Annotated in this window: 19 protein-coding genes and 2 tRNA genes; 12 read left to right on the top strand and 9 right to left on the bottom strand. The window is 34.1% G+C overall.

Features of this window, described 5'->3' with window-relative positions; translation table 11 throughout:
* Window positions 1-156: 156 nt before the first annotated feature.
* Window positions 157-1,281, top strand: a complete 1,125-nt coding sequence (locus CSW08_RS17040; RefSeq protein WP_106661123.1) for a glycosyltransferase family 4 protein — start codon at window positions 157-159, stop codon at window positions 1,279-1,281.
* A 56-nt stretch (window positions 1,282-1,337) separates the two neighbouring features.
* Here the strand turns inward: CSW08_RS17040 and CSW08_RS17035 are convergent.
* The 3 genes from CSW08_RS17035 to mutS form a co-directional block, all read right to left on the bottom strand.
* Window positions 1,338-1,421, bottom strand: a tRNA-Leu gene (locus CSW08_RS17035).
* A gap of 22 nt (window positions 1,422-1,443) precedes the next feature.
* Window positions 1,444-1,516, bottom strand: a tRNA-Gly gene (locus tag CSW08_RS17030).
* Between the two features lie 100 nt (window positions 1,517-1,616).
* Complete coding sequence (mutS, locus tag CSW08_RS17025) at window positions 1,617-4,229, bottom strand: DNA mismatch repair protein MutS (protein WP_106661122.1); 2,613 nt, start codon at window positions 4,227-4,229, stop codon at window positions 1,617-1,619.
* 248 nt (window positions 4,230-4,477) lie between these two features.
* Between mutS and CSW08_RS17020 the strand changes: the two genes are divergently transcribed.
* Window positions 4,478-5,017: an RNA methyltransferase gene (locus CSW08_RS17020; protein ID WP_106661232.1), complete on the top strand. Its 540-nt coding sequence runs from the start codon at window positions 4,478-4,480 to the stop codon at window positions 5,015-5,017.
* A gap of 29 nt (window positions 5,018-5,046) precedes the next feature.
* Here CSW08_RS17020 and CSW08_RS17015 read toward each other — a convergent pair whose 3' ends face one another.
* Window positions 5,047-6,642 (bottom strand): glycosyltransferase family 39 protein, encoded by a 1,596-nt coding sequence (locus CSW08_RS17015; protein ID WP_106661121.1) that lies wholly within the window; start codon window positions 6,640-6,642, stop codon window positions 5,047-5,049.
* A gap of 407 nt (window positions 6,643-7,049) precedes the next feature.
* On the opposite strand from CSW08_RS17015, the gene CSW08_RS17010 reads away from it, so the two are divergent.
* Together CSW08_RS17010 and CSW08_RS17005 are read left to right on the top strand one after the other, a co-directional pair.
* Window positions 7,050-7,784: a peptidase gene (locus tag CSW08_RS17010; protein WP_106661120.1), complete on the top strand. Its 735-nt coding sequence runs from the start codon at window positions 7,050-7,052 to the stop codon at window positions 7,782-7,784.
* Window position 7,785: 1 nt separating this feature from the next.
* Window positions 7,786-8,631, top strand: coding sequence for a transglutaminase-like domain-containing protein (locus CSW08_RS17005; protein WP_106661119.1), 846 nt, complete (start codon window positions 7,786-7,788; stop codon window positions 8,629-8,631).
* 142 nt (window positions 8,632-8,773) lie between these two features.
* On the opposite strand, the gene CSW08_RS17000 is transcribed toward CSW08_RS17005, so the two are convergent.
* Window positions 8,774-8,968, bottom strand: a complete 195-nt coding sequence (locus tag CSW08_RS17000; protein WP_106661118.1) for a hypothetical protein — start codon at window positions 8,966-8,968, stop codon at window positions 8,774-8,776.
* Window positions 8,969-8,999: 31 nt separating this feature from the next.
* On the opposite strand from CSW08_RS17000, the gene CSW08_RS16995 reads away from it, so the two are divergent.
* On the top strand, window positions 9,000-9,635 hold the full coding sequence (locus tag CSW08_RS16995) for a VTT domain-containing protein (protein WP_106661117.1): 636 nt from the start codon (window positions 9,000-9,002) through the stop codon (window positions 9,633-9,635).
* A gap of 65 nt (window positions 9,636-9,700) precedes the next feature.
* Here the strand turns inward: CSW08_RS16995 and folK are convergent, their stop codons facing one another.
* On the bottom strand, window positions 9,701-10,843 hold the full coding sequence (gene folK, locus CSW08_RS16990) for a 2-amino-4-hydroxy-6-hydroxymethyldihydropteridine diphosphokinase (RefSeq protein ID WP_238987302.1): 1,143 nt from the start codon (window positions 10,841-10,843) through the stop codon (window positions 9,701-9,703).
* Between the two features lie 301 nt (window positions 10,844-11,144).
* On the opposite strand from folK, the gene CSW08_RS16985 reads away from it, so the two are divergent.
* The 4 genes from CSW08_RS16985 (at window position 11,145) to rpsU (ending at window position 16,033) form a co-directional block, all read left to right on the top strand.
* Window positions 11,145-11,849 carry a queuosine precursor transporter gene (locus CSW08_RS16985; protein ID WP_106661116.1) on the top strand — a complete coding sequence of 235 codons (705 nt, stop codon included), beginning with the start codon at window positions 11,145-11,147 and terminating at the stop codon, window positions 11,847-11,849.
* A gap of 288 nt (window positions 11,850-12,137) precedes the next feature.
* Window positions 12,138-14,831 carry an AsmA family protein gene (locus CSW08_RS16980; protein ID WP_106661115.1) on the top strand — a complete coding sequence of 898 codons (2,694 nt, stop codon included), beginning with the start codon at window positions 12,138-12,140 and terminating at the stop codon, window positions 14,829-14,831.
* Window positions 14,832-14,940: 109 nt separating this feature from the next.
* A complete protein-coding gene (locus CSW08_RS16975; protein WP_106661114.1) occupies window positions 14,941-15,804 on the top strand; it encodes a sigma-70 family RNA polymerase sigma factor in 864 nt (287 codons plus the stop codon).
* 34 nt (window positions 15,805-15,838) lie between these two features.
* Window positions 15,839-16,033: a 30S ribosomal protein S21 gene (rpsU, locus tag CSW08_RS16970; RefSeq protein WP_106661113.1), complete on the top strand. Its 195-nt coding sequence runs from the start codon at window positions 15,839-15,841 to the stop codon at window positions 16,031-16,033.
* Between the two features lie 52 nt (window positions 16,034-16,085).
* Here rpsU and CSW08_RS16965 read toward each other — a convergent pair whose 3' ends face one another.
* Window positions 16,086-16,880 (bottom strand): DUF2797 domain-containing protein, encoded by a 795-nt coding sequence (locus CSW08_RS16965; RefSeq protein ID WP_106661112.1) that lies wholly within the window; start codon window positions 16,878-16,880, stop codon window positions 16,086-16,088.
* 42 nt (window positions 16,881-16,922) lie between these two features.
* On the opposite strand from CSW08_RS16965, the gene CSW08_RS16960 reads away from it, so the two are divergent.
* From CSW08_RS16960 to CSW08_RS16950, 3 genes are all read left to right on the top strand, one after another.
* The gene (locus tag CSW08_RS16960; protein ID WP_106661111.1) at window positions 16,923-18,434 is read left to right on the top strand and encodes a GH3 auxin-responsive promoter family protein; all 1,512 of its coding nucleotides are present in this window, start codon (window positions 16,923-16,925) and stop codon (window positions 18,432-18,434) included.
* A 437-nt stretch (window positions 18,435-18,871) separates the two neighbouring features.
* Window positions 18,872-19,399 (top strand): inorganic diphosphatase, encoded by a 528-nt coding sequence (locus CSW08_RS16955; RefSeq protein ID WP_106661110.1) that lies wholly within the window; start codon window positions 18,872-18,874, stop codon window positions 19,397-19,399.
* A 127-nt stretch (window positions 19,400-19,526) separates the two neighbouring features.
* Window positions 19,527-21,938, top strand: coding sequence for a sodium-translocating pyrophosphatase (locus CSW08_RS16950; protein WP_106661109.1), 2,412 nt, complete (start codon window positions 19,527-19,529; stop codon window positions 21,936-21,938).
* Window positions 21,939-21,991: 53 nt separating this feature from the next.
* On the opposite strand, the gene CSW08_RS16945 is transcribed toward CSW08_RS16950, so the two are convergent.
* Together CSW08_RS16945 and CSW08_RS16940 are read right to left on the bottom strand one after the other, a co-directional pair.
* A complete protein-coding gene (locus CSW08_RS16945) occupies window positions 21,992-22,831 on the bottom strand; it encodes a phosphatase PAP2 family protein (protein ID WP_106661108.1) in 840 nt (279 codons plus the stop codon).
* A 39-nt stretch (window positions 22,832-22,870) separates the two neighbouring features.
* Complete coding sequence (locus CSW08_RS16940) at window positions 22,871-23,485, bottom strand: deoxynucleoside kinase (protein ID WP_106661107.1); 615 nt, start codon at window positions 23,483-23,485, stop codon at window positions 22,871-22,873.
* Window position 23,486 lies beyond the last annotated feature (1 nt).

Below are 23,486 nucleotides of genomic sequence, written 5' to 3'. Positions count from 1 at the left end.
GAAAAAATGGTGACTAATGAATTTATAATTCAAATGAGGTATATTATAATTCAAATGGGGTCTATTTCGAAGCATTTAAAAAGTAGATTACTACATTATTAAATAACTATCCATAAAAATTTAAGAGTGATTCCCATCAGGGTTAAAACCACAGGTATGAATATAGCCATATTTTCTAGAATACTTTATTTAAGTGGAGTAACAACACATATAATAGATTTGACAATGGAGTTAATTAAAAAAAGACACAAAGTCTATATTTTTACTTCAGGACCGGAATTTCCGGATAAACAAATTAATTTGGATTTACAGCAAAATTTAGAAAGGTTAGGCGCTGTTATTGTAATATTACCATATCCAATAATCTATGAAAATATTTTCAAAGTAATTAGGCAGTATATAATTTCAGTTATCAAAACAAGAAAACAAATTTTAAAATATCACATTGATGTTATTCATGTTCATACTCCCGTATTATCGTTTATTCCCAAAATATTAGGCTTTAAGTTTATAAAAACGACACATCAATCAAACCTAAAATTGCTTTTTTTTAATCAAAAAGCAAATCACGAAATAGCATTGAGTCAAGAAATTTACTCAGAAAGTGTGGAGAAATATAATTACACAACGGATGAAATTAGTATAGTGCATAATGGCGTGTCGCAAAGATTTTATGAGCTAGCTTCATTGATTGAAGTGAATAGTCTCAAACACAATTTTGGGGTTCCTAAAAATAAAATTGTTTTAGGTATTGTGGGGACTATACAGCACAGAAAAGGGCATGATATTTTATTAAAAGCTATTAGTTTACTGGATGACGTTAAGAAAACGAATATCCACTTAATTATTCTTGGAGATGCAAGTGAGGAAGATGAAACATGGCTAAGCGAGTTGATACATTCATATAATTTAGAAGGAATAGTGTCTAGAATGGCTTTTCAAGACCCAAAACCTATATATGACATGATTGATGTATTCATTTTGCCATCAAGAAGGGAAGCATTCCCCTTGTGTATTATAGAGGCCATGCTTTCAGGGTGTTGTGTGATAAGAAGTGATGTGTCGGGAGCAGCGGAGCAAATTGAAAATAACATTACTGGCTTTATTTTTTCTAATGAAAATCATTTTGAACTTTTTACGCTTTTATCAAATTTAATTGATTCGCCAGGATTAATTGCTAAAACAGCCAACATGGGGAGGGATTATGCACGTGAAAATTTCACATCCAAAGCTATGGCAGAGAAAACTTTAAAAATCTATAATAGATATTTGCTCAACTAAATTCTTTAAATAAAGACAATAAAAAAAGCCTCTACAATTTCTTGTAAAGGCTTTAGTACTGAAGACGGGACTTGAACCCGTACAGCCTAATGGCCATTGGATTTTAAGTCCAACGTGTCTACCAATTCCACCACTTCAGCATGGTATTTTTATAAATTTCAGAGCGAAAAACGGGATTCGAACCCGCGACCTCCACCTTGGCAAGGTGGCGCTCTACCAACTGAGCTATTTTCGCGTATATGTTATGAACGTATACAATCTTTCGATTGCGGATGCAAATTTAAAATTTTTATACTAAAACCAAAGGCTTTTTATTAAAATAATATTTTTTATTTCTAAGCCCTTTTTTTCTTTACCAGCATGCGTTTAATTTCATTCAATTTCATAAGTGCCTCCACAGGTGTAAGTGTGTCAATATCAATATGTAATATTTCTTCTTTAATATTTTCAAGTAGCGGGTCGTCTAGATTGAAAAAGCTTAATTGCATCTCATTATTTAAGGACTTTACCTTATCTGTGAGCGCTTCGCTGGAGTGCGATTTCTCTAATTTCTTTAAAACCTGATTGGCACGATGCAAAACTTGTTGCGGCATCCCAGCCATTTTAGCGACATGAATACCAAAACTATGTTCGCTACCCCCTTCAACCAATTTTCTTAAAAATAGCACATTGTCCTTTAATTCTTTTACGGAAACGTTGAAGTTTTTAATGCGACCAAACGTTTCGGTCATTTCATTTAATTCATGGTAATGCGTTGCAAACAGCGTTTTGGGTTTTGATGGATGCTCGTGTAAATACTCGCTAATAGCCCACGCAATCGAAATACCATCATAGGTACTGGTGCCACGGCCAATTTCATCGAGCAATACCAAACTTCTATCGGAAATATTATTTAAAATAGAGGCTGTTTCATTCATCTCTACCATAAAGGTCGATTCTCCCATCGAAATATTATCACTGGCGCCAACTCTGGTGAAAATTTTATCTACCAAACCAATCCTTGCCGATTCAGCAGGTACAAAACTTCCCATTTGAGCCAACAAAACAATAAGGGCGGTTTGACGTAAAATAGCCGATTTCCCAGACATATTAGGACCCGTAATCATGATGATTTGTTGGGTGCTTCTATTTAAAAAAACATTGTTGGATATATAAGGTTCACCAATGGGAAGTTGTTTTTCAATAACAGGATGGCGGCCATCTTTAATATCTAAATCGAAAGAGTCATCAATTGTTGGGCGCACATATGTATTGTATTTTGCCAATTGCGCAAACCCACACAAACAATCTAGTTGTCCAATTAAATACGCATTTTGTTGTATGGGTTTTATATACTGATTGAGCCACATCACAAGTTCTGAAAATAATTGCTGCTCTATGGCTAGAATTCTATCTTCGGCACCTAAAATTTTTGCTTCGTATTCTTTAAGTTCTTCGGTTATGTAGCGTTCGGCACTTACCAGGGTTTGTTTCCGAATCCAGTCGGCAGGCACTTTGTCTTTATGCGTATTTCTGACTTCAATATAATATCCAAAAACATTGTTGGAGTCAATTTTAAGTGATGTAATACCCGTGCGTTCACTTTCGCGCTGAAGCATTTTGTTTAAATAGTCTTTCCCCGATTTTGATAAACCACGTAACTCATCCAAATCAGAAGAAAATCCAGCAGCAATGGTATGTCCTTTTAAAACATTCACGGGCGCATCTTCATTAAGCATCTCTTTAATTTTCGCTCGAAGTACATCACAACTTTGTAGCGTGTCGCCAATAATTTTAAGCGATTCATTATGGCAATTGGCAGATAACGCTTTAATGGGAACAATAGCTTCCAAAGAATTTTTAAGCTGAATGACTTCTCGCGGATTTACCTTAGCCGTAGCCACTTTGGAAATCAACCGTTCTAAATCACCAATATGCTTGATATGATTTTGGATTTTTTGAAGAATGGCATGTTCATTCATAAAAAAACCAACAACATCGTGGCGTTGCTTAATTTTATCAAGGTTTTTTAAAGGTAACGCCAACCAACGCTTTAACATGCGTCCGCCCATAGGCGAAATGGTTTTATCAATCACACTTAAAAGCGTGACCGCATTGTTGTTTGTAGAATTGTAAAGCTCTAAATTCCTGATGGTAAATTTATCCATCCAAACATAATCGTCTTCCGCAATTCTAGAAATGGAAGCAATATGTTGAAGTTTATGATGTTGTGTTTCCGATAAATAATGAAGAATAGAGCCCGATGCAATAATGCCTTCATACAAATCCTCAATGCCAAAACCTTTAAGCGTTTTTGTGTTGAAATGTTTTATAAGCGTTTCATAGGCATAATCGGTTTGATATACCCAATCTTCCATATAAAATGTATGGAAATTTTTCCCAAACGTGTCGTTAAAAAGCGTTCGTTTTTGTTTAGAAACTAAGACTTCACTGGGACTGAAATTTTGCAACAGTTTATCAATATATTCAGCGTTTCCTTGCGAGGTTAAAAACTCACCCGTAGAAATATCTAAAAAAGACACGCCTATATAATTCTTATCAAAATAAACCGAACATAAAAAATTATTGGATTTTGATATTAAGACTTCGTCATTTAAAGCAACACCAGGCGTTACCAACTCGGTCACACCACGTTTTACGATATCTTTTGTCAGTTTCGGATCTTCTAGTTGATCGCAAATAGCAACACGTTCTCCAGCTCTTACAAGTTTCGGTAAATAGTTGTTTATGGAGTGGTGCGGAAAACCGGCCAATTCAATTTCACTATCGCTACCAGCACCACGCTTGGTTAAAATAATACCTAAAATCCCAGCCGTTTTTATAGCATCTTCACCAAAGGTTTCGTAAAAATCACCCACACGAAACAATAGTAAAGCATCCGGATACTTTGCTTTAATAGCATTGTATTGTTTCATTAAAGGCGTTTCTTTTTTTACGGTTTTAGCCAATGGTCAAGTGGTTTTTAAGTGTTATTTTTGCGAATAATGTAAGATTGCTAATGTAACATTATTTTGATTTTTTTTGAAATGGAAATAATAGAAGTTATCTACAATTATTAACAATGTATTGATTTAAAGGCACAATAAAATTACTTATCATTATGAGGGAGGCAAGACAGAAGTAATCTTTTTTAAGATAGAATAAAAAACAAACAGATTGCTTCGCTATACTCGCGATGACGGAAAATGAAAATAATATGCGAAAACTAAAAAACAGCGAATTAGATCGATTGAGTGTAAACGACTTTAAACAGGTTATTAAAACACCACTCATTATTATTCTCGATAATATAAGAAGCTTAAACAATATTGGTTCGGTATTCAGGACCAGCGATGCTTTTTTAATTGAAAAAATTTATCTCTGCGGCATAACCGCTAAACCACCACATAAAGATATTCATAAAACAGCCTTGGGAAGTACCGAAACCGTTGCTTGGGAATATGTTGAAAACACAAAAACATTATTGGACAAATTAAAAGCTGAAGGCGTAAAAATCTGTGCTATTGAACAAGCAGAAAACGCCACCATGCTAAACGAATTTACGCCTCAACAACAAACAACATACGCCTTGGTTTTTGGTAATGAAGTTAAAGGGGTTGCCCAAGAGGTTGTTAATGCTAGCGATTTGGTGATTGAAATTCCGCAATATGGCACCAAGCATTCCTTGAATATTTCGGTGAGTGCCGGGGTGGTTATTTGGGACTTGTTTAGTAAGTTAAAAGTTAAAAATGAATAGTTAAAAGTGAATAGTGAAGGAAGTTTAATTTATTCATTTTTTATTTCATAGACAGAAACATCAAACCCATACATTATTCTTTCTTCTTTTAATATAAGTTCATCTTTTGTGAAATTGTTTTTTAATTGTTTTAGTAAAGCATCTGATACGTACATGGCATAAACTTTATCATAGGTTTCAAGCGGAAAATTCTCATTAAAATTCGGATAATCTGGTGTGGCATAAATAACATCTATATTATTGTTTTTGCTCGCATGCATCAGGGACATAAATGTTGTAGGACTTCTTGAATTAAGCACGTTAAAATCAGAGATTATAAGAATATGCTCATTTCCATAAAATTTTTCTTTGGCGTCTTTTACATGGTATAGAGAATCAGCTCTATTTCCATCGGAGAGATTATTAGCAAAACCCAAAGAGGATATAATTTCTACACTAATTATCAAAAGAAAAAGGACACCGAACAATACAGGTCTTTTCTCCATTATTTTATGGAACACAAAACTTATTAGTATAATCATTCCAACAAAGTTAATTAGGAGGTATCGGCTAAGGTAAGAACTACCTGAAGATCTTATTAAATCTAAAATAATAAGGATTATTACACCTAAAAAAGTAATTAAGCCTACAAACCATTTTAGTTTATGTTCTGCCTTAAAGAAAAACAAAATAATGCCTCCCAACAAAGCCAAACCATAAAACCAAATACCTATGTTATAAAATGTTTCATTTATTGGAAGTTTTTCAAAATATACCAAAATTTCATTAAAGCTGTTAAACTGAGTGTGTAATAGTTCCAAAAAATTAACCCCTGAACCTACAGGTATTTTATGCCATTCTAAACTATTCATAATTTGGTTACGACTCATAAAGGCATAAATAAGCCATGGGAGGCTCGATAAAAATATGGCAAACTGACTTAAAACTACAGGTTTCCATTTGTCTCGATAACAAATGATTATATATATAAAATGGGCAAGAAGAGTTATATAAAATAAAATGGTAGTATGAACCGCAAAAAACCCAACGGCAGCATACAAAATCCACCATTTTATTCTTTGTTTTTCTATAGCTAATAAAAACACGTAATGCATGATGAAAAGGGCAGCCGACCATAAAATATAATACCTAGCTTCTTGAGCATATATTTGGAAAAAGGGAGATACACTATAAATACTGGTTGCAATCCATGCGGTTGTGTTAGACTTAAATATCTTTTTAGTTAGTAAAAAGAGAAACAATATGGATATTAAAAAGAGAAAAACAGAAAAGCCACGGTACACCATGTAATTGTCGCCAAGCATCCGTGTTAAAAAAATAAAATAGTAATAATGTCCGGGTGTTAACTGAGGCATTTTTAAAAGCCCAATAAATTGATCAGAAAAACTAAGGTTCCTGTCATTTAAGCGCAAAATATCATCAAAATATGTTTTATTAATTATTTTGTTTACAGGAATATTACTTCCATATTCATGCATTGTGATGCCAGATGTATGGAGAATCGTAGCAATTTCGTCGTCCCAAAAAAATTGCTGGTCGAGCTTGTAAAATTTTAGTGAAATGCCAATTAAAGCTATAATAATGTATAAATATGGCTGGCAAAATATCTGATTCAATTTTTGCATGTTGGTTGGTTTAGTTAGTGGTTTCTAAGATATTAAAAAAAACCATACTAAATACTTGAATTGTAGTTCGTTATATATTATTGAATTTGATTTTTAATTTAAAAAAATATAACGTTGCTTAACCTTTGGTTGTGTTCGAAGTTGAAAGTACAAGTTAAAAGCTTCTTGTTTTGTCATTCCCCGCTTGACACGGAATCCACATTTCACTTTCCATTATTAATAGATTTTTTTGCCTTTTCTGAATCACATTTTAAATTATACAAGAGTAATTTTTATGGAACTCCATCCTAATATGTTATATTTTCTTACCATGAATCATGTTATATTTTTTGAGAATTGTATAATTCTTGCCAAGCCTAATAATATATATTTAGCGCAAGATAAATCTATAAAGAAAATTCAATGCTATGACGTATTGCCTAGGTATTAAAACCAAAGAAGGATTGGTTGCCATTGCAGACACAAGAATAACTTCTGGAACAAACAAATCCACTAAAAAAAAGATATATGTCCAACAAAGAGAAAAACATTCTTTGTTTATAATGACAAGTGGATTGAGATCCGTTCGGGATAAAGCTGTTTTGTATTTTGAAGAACTGTTTCATGAAGGCACCATAAATCACAATAAAATGTATAAAGCAGTGAATGCCTTTGGCGAACAAGTAAAACGGGTCGCTGCAGAAGATGAACAAGCACTTGAAAAAGCAGGTCTTAAATTTAATCTCAATACCATTATTGGAGGCCAGTTAGAAAATGATGAAGAGCATAAATTGTTTTTAATCTATTCCCAAGGAAACTGGGTGGAAGTGAACGATGATTCACCATTTGTAATCATTGGAAATTCGGGGTATGGTAAAACATTGTTAAATAGAGTGTTAAATAGTGATTTTACAGTGAAACAAGCATTAAAGGCAGGTTTCCTTTCCTTTGATTCTACAAGATTAAGTTCTAATGATGTGGGATTTCCTATTGATGTGGTAATCTATGAAAAAGATACCTATCATATGAGTGAAAATAGATATACCTCAGGCGATATGAAAGAGATGTCCCAATTATGGGACACCAAATTAAAACAGGTATTGAATGAACTTCCAGAAGATTGGATGAAAGATTCCGTCAGTAAAATAATAAATAAAAGTTGATATGACATTCAATGTAAACAGTTCACTTTCGTATGTTGTAAACGGACCCACAACATTCATTTTTAATATTCAAGCATTAAACACAAATAACCAACGGGTTTTGGAGGAAAAGCTTGAAATTGAGCCGCAAATGAATTTTGAGCAATATACCTCACACGATGGCAATTCTAGATTTATTCGACTTAAAGTACAACAACCAACTAATTTTACATTAACATATTCTGCGGTTGTGGAGATGAATTATACCATCATTGATGAAAGCAATTCGGCTAAAACAGTACCCGTAGTAGAATTGGATAGTTATATTGCGTCCTTTCTTTACCCAAGTAGATATTGCCAGTCCGATCAACTAATGAAGTTTTCTTTTAAAGAATTTGGGAATTATGGCTCGGTTTACGAAACAGTTGTGGCAATAACAGATTGGATTCATGCCAATATTGAATACACCCTTGGTAGCACCAATTCGCAAACCTCTGCCATAAATACCATTACAGAACGGGTAGGGGTTTGTCGTGATTTTGCCCATTTAGGTATGGCGTTGTGCAGGGCATTATCCATTCCAGCAAGATATTTTACGGGATATGCCTATCAATTAAATCCACAGGATTTTCATGCCTGTATGGAAGTGTATATAGATGGTAATTGGATTATTTTTGATTCTACAAAATTAGCCCCCCTAAATGGATTGGTAAAAATATCCAATGGTAGGGATGCGGCAGATTCTGCTGTTGCGAGCATTTTTGGCAATGCCATAGGTACCAATGTGTATGTAAACTGTCAAGTCACGGGAGAGTATTTTGAACCTTTTAATTATAGTAATAATCAAAAAGGAATTTCTTTCCAATAAAGTTATTTTGTCATTCCGCGCTTGACACGGAATCGATAAATAATTAGAACTAAAATATGGATTTCTGCGTCCTCAATTAATATCCCTAGCTGTGGTCATAGATACAAAATCCTTAAAAAAAAATGTCATTTTAACAAACAGATTAAACCCACGGTTTTTTTTGATTCTTATTTTTTAAATATCTACATTCGTCTGCCTTTTCTGTTCCGATAGCAATTGGAATTGTTTCAGTATCGGCTGAGATGATTAACTTGTACAGAGCGAATAGGAAGTATTGAAACGATTTATAGCCATAACGTCGTGTGCCATACAACACCATTAATAGTGTATTTTTCATTCCCTAATTTTTTTAAATAAAATTCCAAATCATGTTAGATGAATTAATTGAAATAATAGTGCATACGGATGATGCGCTTTTAGCCCTCGTGGCAGAAAATATATTATTTGCATATTCATTACTTTTTTTGATTATTATGTTGGAAACGGGATTTATAGTTTTCCCTTTTTTACCAGGAGATGGTTTGTTATTTTCAGCGGGAGTTGTAGCAGCTTCAACAGATTTAAATGTTTGGATATTACTAATTTCCCTTATGATTGCGGCAACATTGGGAAATATGGCGAATTATTATATTGGGAATTTGCTCGGTGACAAATTTAAACAAAGCGATAATTATTTTGTAAAAAATTGGTTAATCAAACATTTGCCTAAGGCTCAAGAATTTTATGACAAGCATGGTGAAAGAGCGATTATTTTTGGGCGATTCCTACCAATAGTTAGAACCTATATTCCATTCTTGGCAGGAGTTGTTAAAATGGAAAAACAGTTGTTCATAAAAAACACCATTTTTGGAGCAGTTGCATGGATATCAATATTTCTATTACTCGGATTCTTTATTGGTGAGATAGCATGGGTAAAGAATAATTATGGGCTCATTTTTATCGGACTCATCATTATCACACTACTCCCTTTACTGTTTTCATTACTCAAAAAATTTAAAAACTGAAAAAATTTAAAAACAGTCATGTTATGAACTTTTAACTTTTCACCATTCATTTTTCACTCATTTTTTCACCCACAAATCTCATCCAAAACCCATAAATAATCCGCTCTATTTTCAACAAAATCTTTATTGGAAATATCAATAATCTTCACGTTAAAATCTTGTTGGCTTTTTAAAAACTCCAGATAGCCAGCGTTTATTTTTTCTAGGTAATCGTTTTGAATGTTTAGTTCGTAACTTCTCCCACGGCTTTTAATGTTTTCCTGCAAACGTTCGGTGCTTTGGTGCAAAAACACATATAAATCGGGTTTCCGCAAGTCTTTGTACATGAGGTAAAACAGTTTTCTGTACAAATTAAACTCATCTTCTTGCAGCGTAATTTTTGAGAAGATAAGCGATTTAAACACATCATAATCGCTAATAATAAAATCCTTAAATAAATCGAGTTGTGATAAATCGTCTGTTATTTGTTGGTAACGGTCTGCCAAAAAACTCATTTCCAAGGTAAAGGCATAGCGTGTGGGTTCTTCGTAAAACTTGGCTAAAAACGGATTGTCGGCAAAGCGTTCCAAAATGAGTTTGGCATTAAAATCGTGCGCTATTTGGGTGGACAAACTGGTTTTGCCCACGCCAATATTGCCTTCAATGGCGATGTAATTGTATTTTGAAAAATTATAAGCTTTACTTGGGTTTTTCAACCACATATTAATGAACTCCAAAACGGTTTTATCGTCGCATTCGTTAAGCAATTCAGAAATCTCTTTGCCGTTTTCGGGATGTTTCATTTTGGGGTCCACCTCGTTTAGCGGTTGCAATACAAAGCGGCGTTTTCCTAATTGTGGGTGCGGGATTTTCAGGTTTTCGGAATCAATTATTTGGTCGTCAGCAAAAATAATATCCAAATCTATCGGGCGTGCTTCATAAACACCTTTGTTGTTTCTTATGCGACCCAAGCTTTTTTCAATGGCTAATAAGTCTTTTAATAAATCTTCTGGTACCAAAAGACTTTCCACAACCAACACGGCATTTAAAAAGTCGTCACTATCAAAACCAAATGCGGGCGATTTATAAACTCTGGAGATGTGTTTTATTTGCCCAACGGTTTTATGAATGGCGTTAACAGCATCCTGTAGGTTTTTGAATTTATTGCCTTTATTGCTTCCTAAGGCAATATAAAATGTTGTTGGTAGCTTCATAAGTTTTGAACTCATCTGAACAAATTTTATCTCATTTTCGGTTAAAAACAAAAAGTCAAAATGAGTTCAGTAGCAAAATAATAAAAAGTAAATGGTTTCCTTTATATTTACAAGGCGTATTTATTCACAAATTGTTCTCGATACACTTCAAAGAAAATTTTGAAGCACTCGAACTGACAATTCAACTATAAATAAACAGCATATCTAAATGTCACTTCGGTGTCGCGATAGTTATCGGGATTGTGAAGTGCAACGGAACAAATTTGTATCGAGAAGTATTTTGAAATGACAAAAAACCGTATACTAACAATTTAATATGACCTTAAAAGACAAACTAGCCGCTCAACGCATTTACATGCTTTTGGGTGCGTTATTTATAACCTCGTTGGTGGTTTCCAATTTAATTTTCCAGAAATTTTTCTATTGGTATCCTTTCGATATTGAGGTTTTTGGAACGAAACTTTTTGAGCTTTCCGTTGGTATTCTGCCGTATCCGATCACCTTTTTAATAACCGATTTAATAAGCGAGATCTATGGTAAAAAGCGAGCTAATCAAGTGGTGGTTGCCGGTATTTTTGCGTCCCTTTTTTCATTGGGCATCGTTTTGGTGTCAGATGCCGCACCAGCAACCAGTTGGTCGCCGGTTTCAGACAGTATGTTTAAAATGGTTTTTGGAAGCACCGCCATTGCAGTAACCGCCAGTATGTTGGCCTATTTATTTGCACAGTTTATAGACATTCAAATTTACCATTTCTGGAAACGGCTTACTAACGGGAAACACTTGTGGTTACGCAATAATGGATCGACGTTCTGTTCGCAATTTATAGATACCTTTACCATTGTGTTTTTACTATGTTCTTTTGATATTATTGAATGGGGAAAATTTAACGGCTTATTGATAAGTGGTGTTGTGTTTAAATGGTTAATCGCCCTTTTCGATACACCTTTTATGTATTTGGGCGTTTATATTTTTAGAAAAAGATTTAAATTGCAGGTAAACGAAGAAATTGAGTTGTTGTAAAATTGAGGATACAGTATTTTATTAAACTTAACATAGTACATGACAAAAATTGAAGAGTGTCACATTGAGGGCAGTCGAAATGCGATTAAAAGCAATATTTCTAATGTTTTCGACTTTAGTTTATCTTGAGCGAAGACAAAGACTCAGACTGACATCTATATATATTTTGATTTTTATCATGTACTAAACTTAACATAAAAAACTATAGTAATTCATCTTTTAGCACCAATTTTACGTATCTTATTTAGATGTGTTTTTCTTGGCGAAACTTAAAAACAAATACCTACTATGAAAAAGGCTTTAAAAATTACGGGCATAACATTACTTTCCATCATCATACTATTGATAGCTGCACCGTTTTTATTTCAATCGCAGATACAAAATATGGTCAAAAAGTTTATTAACCAAAACTTGAATGCGCATGTGGAATTTAATGATGTCAGTTTAAGTTTTTTAAGAAGTTTTCCTATGGCACATGTTAGTGTAAGCGATATGAAAATTACCAATTTCGAGCCTTTTAAAGACGAAACGTTTATGACATCAAAAAACATATCATTTACCATGTCGGTTAAAGAATTGTTTAAAAATGCGGATGAAGAACCCATCGTTATCAATTCTATTTCTGTAGATGAAGCGTTGCTTACCTTAAAAACCAATAAATACGGAAATAACAATTACGATATTACAAAAGAAGATGAAAATCCTGCTGAAGAAACAAGTTCGGGCAATTTCTCTTTTGATATTCAAGATTATAAAGTAAATAACAGTGCCATCATGTATTTAAGTGAAGAATCTGATATAAGCCTTCAAATTACAGAATTGAATCATGAAGGGAAAGGCATTTTTTCTGCTGATAAATCGGAGTTAGACACCAAAACCGAGGCCCATTTAAGTCTGACTATAGACAGCACCAATTACCTAAATAATAATCTTGTTAAGTTAGATGCCTTAATTGGGATGGACTTACCAAATAGTAAATATACCTTTAAGGATAATACAGGTTACATTAATAAATTGCCCATAGAATTTAAAGGCTATGTGCAACTTTTGGAAGACGGACAAGATGTGGATATCACTTTTGAAAACCCGGAATCGTCTTTTAAAAGCTTTTTGGCTGTTATTCCAGAAGCCTATTCAAAAAATATTGAAAATGTAGAAACTACGGGCGATTTTAAAGTTAAAGGGATTATAAAAGGCATGGTGACTGAGGAAACCATTCCGACTTTAGATATTAATATTACCTCAAACAACGCATCATTTAAGTATCCAGACTTGCCGAAAAAGGTGGAAGATATTGTTATTAATACGTCCATAAAAAATACCACAGGTAACGTTGATGATACCTATGTTGATATAACGGCATTGAATTTTAAAATTGATAATGATGTTTTTAAATCGTCTATGACCCTTAAAAATATGACCGGCAATATGCTTGTAAACGCCGTGATTGATGGTGTTTTAAATCTTGGGAATTTAACCAAAGCGTATCCGTTGGATTTAGACACGCCTTTAAGTGGGATTTTAAAAGCCAATGTCAATACCTCTTTCGATATGGATGCTGTTGAAACCAATGCCTATGATCGCATTAAAGCATCTGGAAATATGAATATCACCAATTTTGTGTTTGCTTCCGATGCCATGAATCAGCCAATGAACATCTCAAAAATGGATATGACATTTAATCCGTCAACCGTAACTCTTAATAATTTTGATGCAAAAACGGGGCAAAGTGATTTGAGTGCCAAAGGAACCATTCAGAATTTATTAGGATTTATTATGAGTGATAAAACCTTGCAAGGTAATTTTGATTTATATTCAAACAATTTTGTGGTAAAGGATTTTATTACTGATGATGAAACTACAGAATCCAATGCGGAAACCAACAACACAAATACCGAAACGTTAAAAATCCCTCAGTTTTTGGATTGTACTATTAATGCGGTAGCAAAAACAGTTGTGTACGATAATCTGAATTTAAAGGATGTTATGGGAACGCTTTTAATAAAAGATCAACAGGCAACCGTAAAAGATTTAACGTCTAGTTTGTTTAATGGAAAATTGGCAGTGAACGGGAATGTATCAACGAAAAACGAAACACCTACATTTAGCTTTAATTTAGGAGCTAATGGGTTTGATATTTCCGAAGCATTTAAAGGATTGGATCTGCTTCAAAATATAGCGCCTATTGCGAAATTTTTACAAGGAAAATTAAACACAACCATTGGCTTATCTGGAGATTTAGATAAAGAATTCACACCAAATTTAACCACGGTTTCTGGGAATCTTTTGGCAGAATTATTGGGTACAGAGTTAAATTCAAATCAAAGTGAATTATTGGCCAAACTTGAAGGCGCATTATCATTTATTGATTTTAATAAATTGGATTTAAAAAATTTTAAAACCAGCATTGCGTTTGCTAACGGAAAAGTGAGTGTTAAACCGTTTCAACTAAAGTATGAAGATATCATTATTGATGTTTCTGGTTCACATGGTTTTGATAAAGCCATAGGCTATAGTGCCGTATTTAATGTTCCTGCAAAATATTTAGGAAGTGATATAAATAGGCTTATTGGTAAAATAGATAATGAACAAGCCAATAACATAACCATTCCCGTAACAGCAAATATTGGCGGTACTCTCACCAACCCAACGGTTCAAACCGATTTAACAAGCGGTGTCACCAATTTAACCAAGCAACTTATTGAGATTGAGAAACAAAAATTATTAACTCAAGGAAAAGACAAAGTACAGGACATGCTGGGAGATTTAATAAGTGGCAATAAATCTAAAACAGACTCTATTAAAACGCAACAAAATAATGTGGTTAAAGATGTTTTGGGAGGCATTATTGGTGGTAATAAAACCAGCACAGATACCACTGCTGTAAAAACAGATTCAACCAAAACCAATCCAACAAAGGACGCCGTTAAAAATGTTCTGGGCGGGTTGTTAGGCACAAAGAAGAAAGATACAGTTAAGTAAACTTTCTATTGACGGTTTACGTTTTTAAAATAAAATGCCGTATTTATTAGGTTTTTTCAATTAAAAAGTTAAGTTGTAGTGTGTATAACTTTAAACTTTTATAAAATAAATGCGTCAATTAAAAATTACAAAACAAGTTACCAACAGAGAATCTAAGTCGCTTGATAAATACCTTCAGGATATCAGTAGAATTCCTTTAATAACCTCTGATGAAGAAGTAGAACTGGCTCAAAAAATACGAGCAGGCGATCAAAAGGCTTTAGATAAACTCACCACGGCTAACTTGCGCTTTGTGGTTTCAGTTTCAAAACAATATCAGAATCAAGGATTAGCGTTGCCAGATTTAATAAATGAAGGCAATGCAGGTTTGGTAAAAGCGGCAAAACGTTTTGATGAAACCAGAGGCTTTAAATTTATTTCTTATGCTGTTTGGTGGATTAGACAAGCCATTCTTCAAGCTTTGGCCGAACAGTCTAGAATTGTCAGGCTTCCTTTAAACAAAATAGGGTCTATTAATAAAATAAATAAAGCATATTCGTTTTTAGAACAAACTCACGAAAGACCACCAAGTGCTGAAGAAATTGCCAATAGTTTAGATTTTACGGTTAGCAATGTAAAACAATCCATGAAGATTTCCGGGAAACATGTTTCCATGGACGCACCTTTAAAGGAAGGGGAAACATCCAATTTGTATGATGTTGTGCAATCTGGCGAATCGCCTATGCCCGACGTTCATTTAATGAATGATTCTTTAAATGTTGAAGTCAATCGGGTTTTAAAGACATTGTCGGATAAAGAATCGGAGGTCATAAGTCATTATTACGGAATCAATAAAAAACAACCCATGAGTCTTCAAGAAATAGGAGAGGCTTTTGGTTTAACACGCGAACGTGTGAGACAAATAAAAGAAAAAGCCATTAGAAGATTAAGACATACATCAAAGAGCAAAATCTTAAAAACGTATTTAGGATAATCCTGAAACAAATCAATTCATTAAAAAATTATAGATGTTAAAAATTATTATTAAAGAAGGTGAAAATATTGAAAGGGCTTTAAAACGCTATAAGCGAAAGCACCGAAATGTTAAAGTGATGCAAAATTTAAGGGAAGGACAATTTTTTACCAAACCATCTGTAAAAAGACGTCGAGAAATTCAAAAGGCAGAATACATTCAAAATATTAGAGATCAGGAAGATATTTAGTTTTTTAATTTAAAAAATATGTCCCATTTACAGATACTTGTAAATGGGATTTTTAATTTATTGCAATACCAACATACAATCCTTCATTACCCCGAATATTGAAAACGGTATCATCTTCAAAAATAAGGTACTGTCCTTTTATGCCAACTAGTTTTCCTGTAAAGGCTTGCTCTTTTTCCAAATTCAAACTTTTTGGGTTTGTTGGATATTTATGCACGGGAAATTCCATATTGGTTTCAGAGTTGCTTGCAATAAAATAGTCTTTGGCTTCGTCAGGAATAAATTGTTTTAATCGCTCTCTCCAGGCAACCAAATCTTCATCTTTGATATCGTTTTTAAGCATGCTACGCCAATTGGTTTTATCGCTAACATAATCTTTTAAAGCGACTTCGGTGATACCTGCTAAATATCTGTTTGGAACTTCAACAATTTCAATGGCTTCGTGTGCACCTTGGTCTATCCAACGCGTGGGTACTTGACTTTTTCTGGTTACGCCCACTTTTACATTGCTTGAATTTGCCAAATACACAACGTGGGGCTGCAATTGTACTTTCTTTTCATATTCTAAATTCCGGTCTTCTTTATTTAGATGAGCAGTGCTTAGTTCTGGGCGTATCACCCAATCCGCCGCCTGTGGAATATCAAAAAAACAACTTTTACAAAAACCTTGTCGGTAAATGGATTTGTCCAATCCACAGTTTAAGCATTGGTATTTAATAAATTGAATGGTTATGGTTTTATCAATTAACTGGTTCATATTCAAAAAGTCAGTCTCAAATACCAAATAATATTGTATAGGGTGTGAAAATTCACTTTCCATTTTTGTTAAAACACCTTCAAAAGTCATGAAAAAAAGTATTATTTTTAAAAAATTAAAGATAAAATAAATATGTCGAATCCTTTAGTAAATTCTATTGCTTCTTGGTTCTTAAAAAAGCGATTTCATCAAATAGAATTGTTTTTAAAATACCCCAATGAAGTACAAAACGAATTACTTTTAAATTTAATAGATGTTGCTAAGGATACCTATTTAGGAAAGCAATATGATTTTGCTTCCATTCATAACTACAGAACATTTGCCGAAAGAATACCAATAACCAATTACGAAGGATGCCAACATATTATTGAGCGTACTCGAAATGGTGAAAACAATATTTTTTGGCCAACACCCATAAGATGGTTTGCGAAATCCAGCGGCACCACAAAATCTAAAAGCAAATTTATTCCAGTAAGTGCAGAATCTTTGGAAGATTGCCATTATGCAGCCAGCAAGGATTTGTTATGTATGTACTTAAATAACAATGAAAATTCCCAGTTATTTACAGGGAAAAGTTTAAGACTAGGAGGAAGCAAGGAATTATATAAAGAAAACGGGACCATATTTGGTGATTTGTCAGCTATTTTAATTGACAACATGCCTTTTTGGGCAGAGTTTAGCAGCACACCAAGCAACAAGGTGTCTTTAATGAGCGATTGGGAACATAAAATGCAAGCTATTGTAGATGAAACCATCCTTGAAAATGTCACCAGTTTGGCTGGCGTGCCTTCCTGGATGTTGGTATTGCTTAACAACGTTTTGGAGACTACCGGGAAACAAAATTTAACTGAAGTTTGGCCAAATTTAGAAGTGTATTTTCATGGAGGCGTAAGCTTTACACCTTATGCTAATCAATATAAAAAACTATTACCTAAAAAGGGATTTAGATATTATGAGATTTATAATGCTTCAGAAGGATTTTTTGCCATTCAGGATCAAAATAATTCCAATGAATTATTATTGATGTTGGATTATGGTATTTTCTATGAGTTTATCCCGATGGAATTGTATGGTTTAAGTGAAGAAAAAGCCATTCCGCTAAGTGAGGTGGAATTAAATAAAAATTATGCCATAATCATTACAACCAATGCCGGACTTTGGCGCTATAAAGTTGGAGATACGGTTAGATTCACATCATTAAGTCCGTATCGAATTAAAATAACAGGAAGAACAAGAAGCCACATTAATGTGTTTGGCGAAGAACTGATCATTGAAAATGCCGAACAGGCTTTAAAAAAGGTTTGTAAGCTTACCAATGCTGAAATTATAGATTATACCGCAGCGCCTATTTTTATGGAAGGTAAAGAAAAGGGAGGCCACGAGTGGCTTATAGAATTTAAAACGCCACCAGAAGACATTAATTATTTTAATGAATTATTTGACAATGCTTTAAAGGCATTAAATTCAGATTACGAAGCAAAGCGTTATAATAATATAACGCTTAACAAACCCATTATACATGTAGCAAGAGAACATTTGTTTTATGATTGGTTAAAACGAAATAATAAATTGGGGGGACAGCACAAAATATCTAGACTCTCAAACAATCGTGATTATTTAGAAGCGTTGTTACATTTAGCTTAAAGAAGTCTCCATATTTTAGACTAATTTGTTTTCATAAAAAACAAACATGAATTTGTTGCGTTCCATTTTACCGACCAAATGTAATCTCTCGAGTTTTTAAACGAGTATTTCATCTTATAATCTAAAAGGCAATAAAATCTTTTGTGTGGATTTCAAATAAATATACTTTTACAAATGTTTTTAATTACCATATGAATAATAACCATAATGACTATTATTAATTAACATCCATAAAAATAGAAAGAACACCCATTTTGGGTGTTTTTTCTATATATAAGTCAATAATTTGGCATTATAAGTGATACTTTGCTAACTTATAATAATTACATAGAAAACAAGTTCATTTTGTTGTTAAACGTATTAGTCTTCAGTAAATTTGCAGTCTTAAATATGTGTTACCTTGAGTTAGGTTACAAGAATATTAAAAAATATTAGCTATGAGCGAAAACAAACCAGTAACTTTTGATGTATTAATAGAAATACCAAAGGGAAGTAGAAATAAATATGAATACGATTTCACATTACATAAAATCCGATTTGACCGTATGTTGTTTTCGTCAATGATGTATCCAGGAGATTATGGATTTATACCAGAAACTTTGGCGTTAGACCAAGATCCATTGGATGTTTTAGTATTGGGACATCAACCAACGTATCCTATGGTAGTTATGGAAGTACGGCCTATTGGCGTATTCCATATGACAGATGAAAAAGGACCAGATGAAAAAATCATTTGTGTGCCAGTATCAGATCCCATTTGGAGTAAAAATCATGATATAAGCGATTTAAATCCGCATAGATTAAAAGAAATAGAGCATTTCTTTCAAGTATATAAAGATTTGGAAAAGAAAAAGGTCGATACCGGTGGATGGGGTAATGCTGAAGAAGCCATTGAGATTTATCATAGATGTGTTCAACGATATGATGAAAGTGAACACAAGAAAAAGAGAACATTTACTATCTAAATGAAGGATTAATAAAAAATTACCAAAAAAATGAACCATCTTAAATTTAAGGTGGTTTTTTTTATCACTTATATTTTACTATTTTTAGCCACGTTAAAAAAATATTCATAAACTAACTAAACTTAATATGGAATTAATAGTGAACTTTTTACCGCTTTTTGGTGTTTTAGGACTTTTATTTGTTTTTGTGAAAAGCGCGTGGGTTACCAAGCAAGAGGCAGGTAATGAAAAAATGACAAGGATAGCCAAAAGTATTGCCGATGGTGCTATGTCCTTTCTTAAAGCGGAGTATAAAATTTTATCAATTTTCGTCATTGCTGTGGCTATTTTGTTGTTTTTTAAAGGAAGCAATGAAGCAGGTTCAAATGGTATGGTTGCCTTATCCTTTGTTGTCGGGGCCATTTGTTCGGCTTTGGCAGGTTTTATAGGCATGAAGGTAGCCACTAAAGCTAATGTTAGAACCACTCAAGCTGCAAGAACCTCTTTAGGCAAAGCTCTTGAAGTTGCTTTTGCTGGAGGTGCCGTCATGGGATTAGGAGTTGTTGGTTTAGGCGTTTTAGGCTTAAGCGGACTTTTTGCTATATATCAAGAAATATGGCCTGGGGCAGATAATTTAGGTTTGGTTTTAAATGTGCTTTCTGGATTTTCTTTAGGAGCATCATCCATTGCGTTGTTTGCGCGTGTAGGTGGTGGTATTTATACCAAAGCAGCCGATGTTGGAGCCGATTTAGTTGGAAAAGTGGAAGCTGGAATTCCTGAAGATCATCCTTTAAATCCTGCAACTATTGCAGATAATGTTGGTGATAATGTTGGTGATGTTGCCGGTATGGGAGCCGATTTATTTGAATCGTATGTAGGTTCTATTATAGGAACCATGGTGTTGGGAGCTTTTATAATTACGCCAGACTTTGCGGGTTTAGGGGCCGTATATTTACCATTGGTACTAGCTGCAGTTGGTATTATTATGTCCATTATCGGAACATTTTTCGTGAAGGTTAAAGATGGCGGTAATCCACAGTCGGCCTTGAATATTGGTGAATTTGGTTCGGCAGGATTAATGGTTATAGCATCCTATTTTATTATTGACATTTTAATTCCTCAAACTTGGATTTATGATGAAGTTACATATTCTTCCATGGGTGTATTTTGGGCAACTATTGCAGGTTTACTTGCTGGTTTAGCGGTTGGTAAAATAACCGAATATTATACAGGAACTGGAACCAAACCGGTAAATTCTATTGTTAAACAATCGGAAACGGGTGCTGCTACAAATATTATCGCGGGTTTAGGTGTTGGTATGATGTCTACTATGTTCCCAATACTATTTATTGCGGCGGCTATTTTGGTTTCCCATCATTTTGCTGGTCTTTACGGTATTGCAATTGCTGCCGTTGGAATGCTAGCCAATACAGGTATTCAATTAGCGGTTGATGCTTACGGACCTATTTCTGATAATGCTGGGGGTATTGCTGAAATGGCTGAATTACCACACGAAGTACGTGAGCGTACCGATAAATTAGATGCTGTTGGTAATACAACGGCTGCCATTGGTAAAGGATTTGCTATTGCTTCTGCAGCTTTAACTGCTTTGGCTTTATTTGCTGCATTTATGAAAGTGGCTAATGTTAGCTCTATTGATGTATCTAAACCAAATATTATGGCAGGTTTATTGGTCGGCGGTATGTTGCCTTTTGTGTTCTCTGCCTTATCCATGAATGCAGTGGGTAGAGCTGCAATGGCCATGATTGAAGAAGTGCGTCGTCAATTTAGGGATATTCCACAGTTAAAAGCGGCTTTGGCAGTAATGCGTAAGTATGATTCTGATATGAGCAAAGCTTCCAAAGAGGATAGAGCTATTTTTGATGCTGCCGATGGTTATGCCGAGTATGAAAAATGTGTTGACATTTCAACAAAAGCATCTATAAGAGAGATGGTGTTGCCAGGGTTATTGGCAATTGCTGTTCCAGTAGCTGTAGGGTTCATTGGTGGTGCTGAAATGTTAGGAGGCTTATTAGCGGGAGTTACTACCTGTGGAGTTTTAATGGCTATTTTCCAATCAAATGCAGGTGGTGCTTGGGATAATGCTAAAAAAATGATTGAGGCTGACGGACGTAAAGGAACAGATGCCCATAAAGCAGCTGTTGTAGGTGATACTGTTGGGGATCCATTCAAAGATACCTCTGGGCCTTCGTTAAACATTCTATTAAAATTAATGTCGGTTGTAGCATTGGTCATTGCGCCAAGTATTGCTTTGCCTTCAGATGATATTATGACAGCTTATGTTTCAAATAATGAGATACAAAAAGAAATGGTTTCTAAAGAAGTTAAGGTTGATATGATGGAAAATGAAGATGGTTCTTATAAAGCGGTTGTAACAACTGTAATATCTAAAAATGGAGAAACCTCTACCAGCTATGAAAGCTTTACTGGAACAGAAGAAGCCGTTAAAGCAAATGTTGAAGCTTTTAAAAATAAAGATAACACTGATAAATCGGAAACAACAAATGCACAGATTGTAGAAGAAGTTATTGTTAAATAATAAACGTCTTTATTAAAAACAAAACCACGCCATTAGCGTGGTTTTTTTGGTTTTTAGAATGTTCCCACGAATCCTAAAGTGCCATAGCCAGCTTTCATTTGCCAGTTTATTTGTTTGGGTTTAGAATAGTTGTAGGCGTTTTTCTTTTTCATGAAATTATCTACCCCATCAACTACCACAATGCTTATAGCGATGCCAAGACCAACATCACTTAGCCAATGGGCATCTTCCCATAATCTTGAAATAGGAGCAATGGAACCAACGGTGTAAATACCTGCTTTTACCCAAAAATTATTAAACTGCTTAGCAATAGCATGCGCCATTGAAAATGATAAAATAGCATGACCTGATGGAAATGAATGATATCCTGGAGTGCCATCAAAAGGTTTAAAATCGTCCCGGTTTCCTGACAAGGGGCGTGCGCGTCCAACAGCTGTTTTAGTAACAGATTGAATAATACCCGATGAAACCGCCGACGAAATAATTAAAACGCCAGTGTGACGTACTTTTTCGTTATCTGTTATGAGTCCGAACCCATAAACACCTGCGGAAATCATAAAGAAGTTTTGCGGACTACCAAAGTACCAACCAAACTCTTTTATAACTTGGGGAACGTCGTTTTGATGATTTTGAAAAAAATCTCGTGCATCGTTATCTGTAAGATAAAGAATTCCACTTCCAGCAACTATGCCGCCCGCGGTGATAAAATCATCTTTTTGCCATCGTAAAGGTTGTGTGAATCCATTACCCACGCTTTGCAAGGTGAATTTGCCATCATAGGCAAGTTGCTTCCAGATTTTGTTTTTTGTTGTAGTTGTGTCTTCTTGGGCAAGACTATTACTTGAAAATAAAATATAAGTAGAGAGTGCTATTAAAGTTTTAAAATTTAGCATGTATTGAAAATCTAAGTAACAATTTTATTCTAAAGCCTTCTAAAACAATCCATTTATCTCTGCATCAATTGTGTTGATGACATGTCCTAAATCTTCTGGTTTGTCAACAAAATCAAGTTTGTCAACATCAATAATCAAAAGTTTTCCTTTTTTGTAACCGTGAATCCAAGCTTCATACCGTTCGTTCAATCGGCTTAAATAATCAATACTTATAGAGTTTTCGTAATCACGACCGCGTTTGTGAATTTGTGCTACCAAATTTGGGATGGAGCTTCGTAAATAAATCAATACATCAGGACCTTGAACTAGCGATTCCATTAAATCAAAAAGGGATTTATAATTTTCATAATCACGATTGGTCATTAACCCCATGGCATGCAAATTGGGAGCAAAAATATGGGCATCTTCATAGATAGTTCTATCTTGAATAATGTCTTTCCCACTTTTTCTAATTTGCAATACCTGTCTGAATCTGCTGTTTAAAAAGTAAACTTGTAGATTAAAACTCCAACGCTCCATTTGATTATAAAAATCATCTAAATAAGGATTGTCTACAACATCTTCTAATTGAGCTTCCCATTTATAATGTTTTGCTAATAATCTGGTAAGTGTGGTTTTTCCGGCTCCTATGTTTCCGGCAATTGCAATATGCATG

Origin of the sequence: Confluentibacter flavum, assembly GCF_002843175.1 — a bacterium.
Taxonomy (GTDB): Bacteria; Bacteroidota; Bacteroidia; order Flavobacteriales; family Flavobacteriaceae; genus Confluentibacter; species Confluentibacter flavum.
Note: the sequence above shows the minus strand (reverse complement) of the source record. Positions and strands in the feature narration are given on the sequence as shown.

Bases quoted from the DNA above. Each gene is read 5' to 3' on its own strand.
- CSW08_RS17040 (WP_106661123.1), top strand. From the start codon at position 157: ATGAATATAGCCATATTTTCTAGAATACTTTATTTAAGTGGAGTAACA.
- CSW08_RS17020 (WP_106661232.1), top strand. From the start codon at position 4,478: ATGCGAAAACTAAAAAACAGCGAATTAGATCGATTGAGTGTAAACGAC.
- CSW08_RS17015 (WP_106661121.1), bottom strand. From the start codon at position 6,642: ATGCAAAAATTGAATCAGATATTTTGCCAGCCATATTTATACATTATT.
- CSW08_RS17010 (WP_106661120.1), top strand. From the start codon at position 7,050: ATGACGTATTGCCTAGGTATTAAAACCAAAGAAGGATTGGTTGCCATT.
- CSW08_RS17005 (WP_106661119.1), top strand. From the start codon at position 7,786: ATGACATTCAATGTAAACAGTTCACTTTCGTATGTTGTAAACGGACCC.
- CSW08_RS17000 (WP_106661118.1), bottom strand. From the start codon at position 8,968: ATGAAAAATACACTATTAATGGTGTTGTATGGCACACGACGTTATGGC.
- CSW08_RS16995 (WP_106661117.1), top strand. From the start codon at position 9,000: ATGTTAGATGAATTAATTGAAATAATAGTGCATACGGATGATGCGCTT.
- folK (WP_238987302.1), bottom strand. From the start codon at position 10,843: ATGAGTTCAAAACTTATGAAGCTACCAACAACATTTTATATTGCCTTA.
- CSW08_RS16985 (WP_106661116.1), top strand. From the start codon at position 11,145: ATGACCTTAAAAGACAAACTAGCCGCTCAACGCATTTACATGCTTTTG.
- CSW08_RS16980 (WP_106661115.1), top strand. From the start codon at position 12,138: ATGAAAAAGGCTTTAAAAATTACGGGCATAACATTACTTTCCATCATC.
- CSW08_RS16975 (WP_106661114.1), top strand. From the start codon at position 14,941: ATGCGTCAATTAAAAATTACAAAACAAGTTACCAACAGAGAATCTAAG.
- rpsU (WP_106661113.1), top strand. From the start codon at position 15,839: ATGTTAAAAATTATTATTAAAGAAGGTGAAAATATTGAAAGGGCTTTA.
- CSW08_RS16965 (WP_106661112.1), bottom strand. From the start codon at position 16,880: ATGACTTTTGAAGGTGTTTTAACAAAAATGGAAAGTGAATTTTCACAC.
- CSW08_RS16960 (WP_106661111.1), top strand. From the start codon at position 16,923: ATGTCGAATCCTTTAGTAAATTCTATTGCTTCTTGGTTCTTAAAAAAG.
- CSW08_RS16955 (WP_106661110.1), top strand. From the start codon at position 18,872: ATGAGCGAAAACAAACCAGTAACTTTTGATGTATTAATAGAAATACCA.
- CSW08_RS16950 (WP_106661109.1), top strand. From the start codon at position 19,527: ATGGAATTAATAGTGAACTTTTTACCGCTTTTTGGTGTTTTAGGACTT.
- CSW08_RS16945 (WP_106661108.1), bottom strand. From the start codon at position 22,831: ATGCTAAATTTTAAAACTTTAATAGCACTCTCTACTTATATTTTATTT.
- CSW08_RS16940 (WP_106661107.1), bottom strand. From the start codon at position 23,485: ATGCATATTGCAATTGCCGGAAACATAGGAGCCGGAAAAACCACACTT.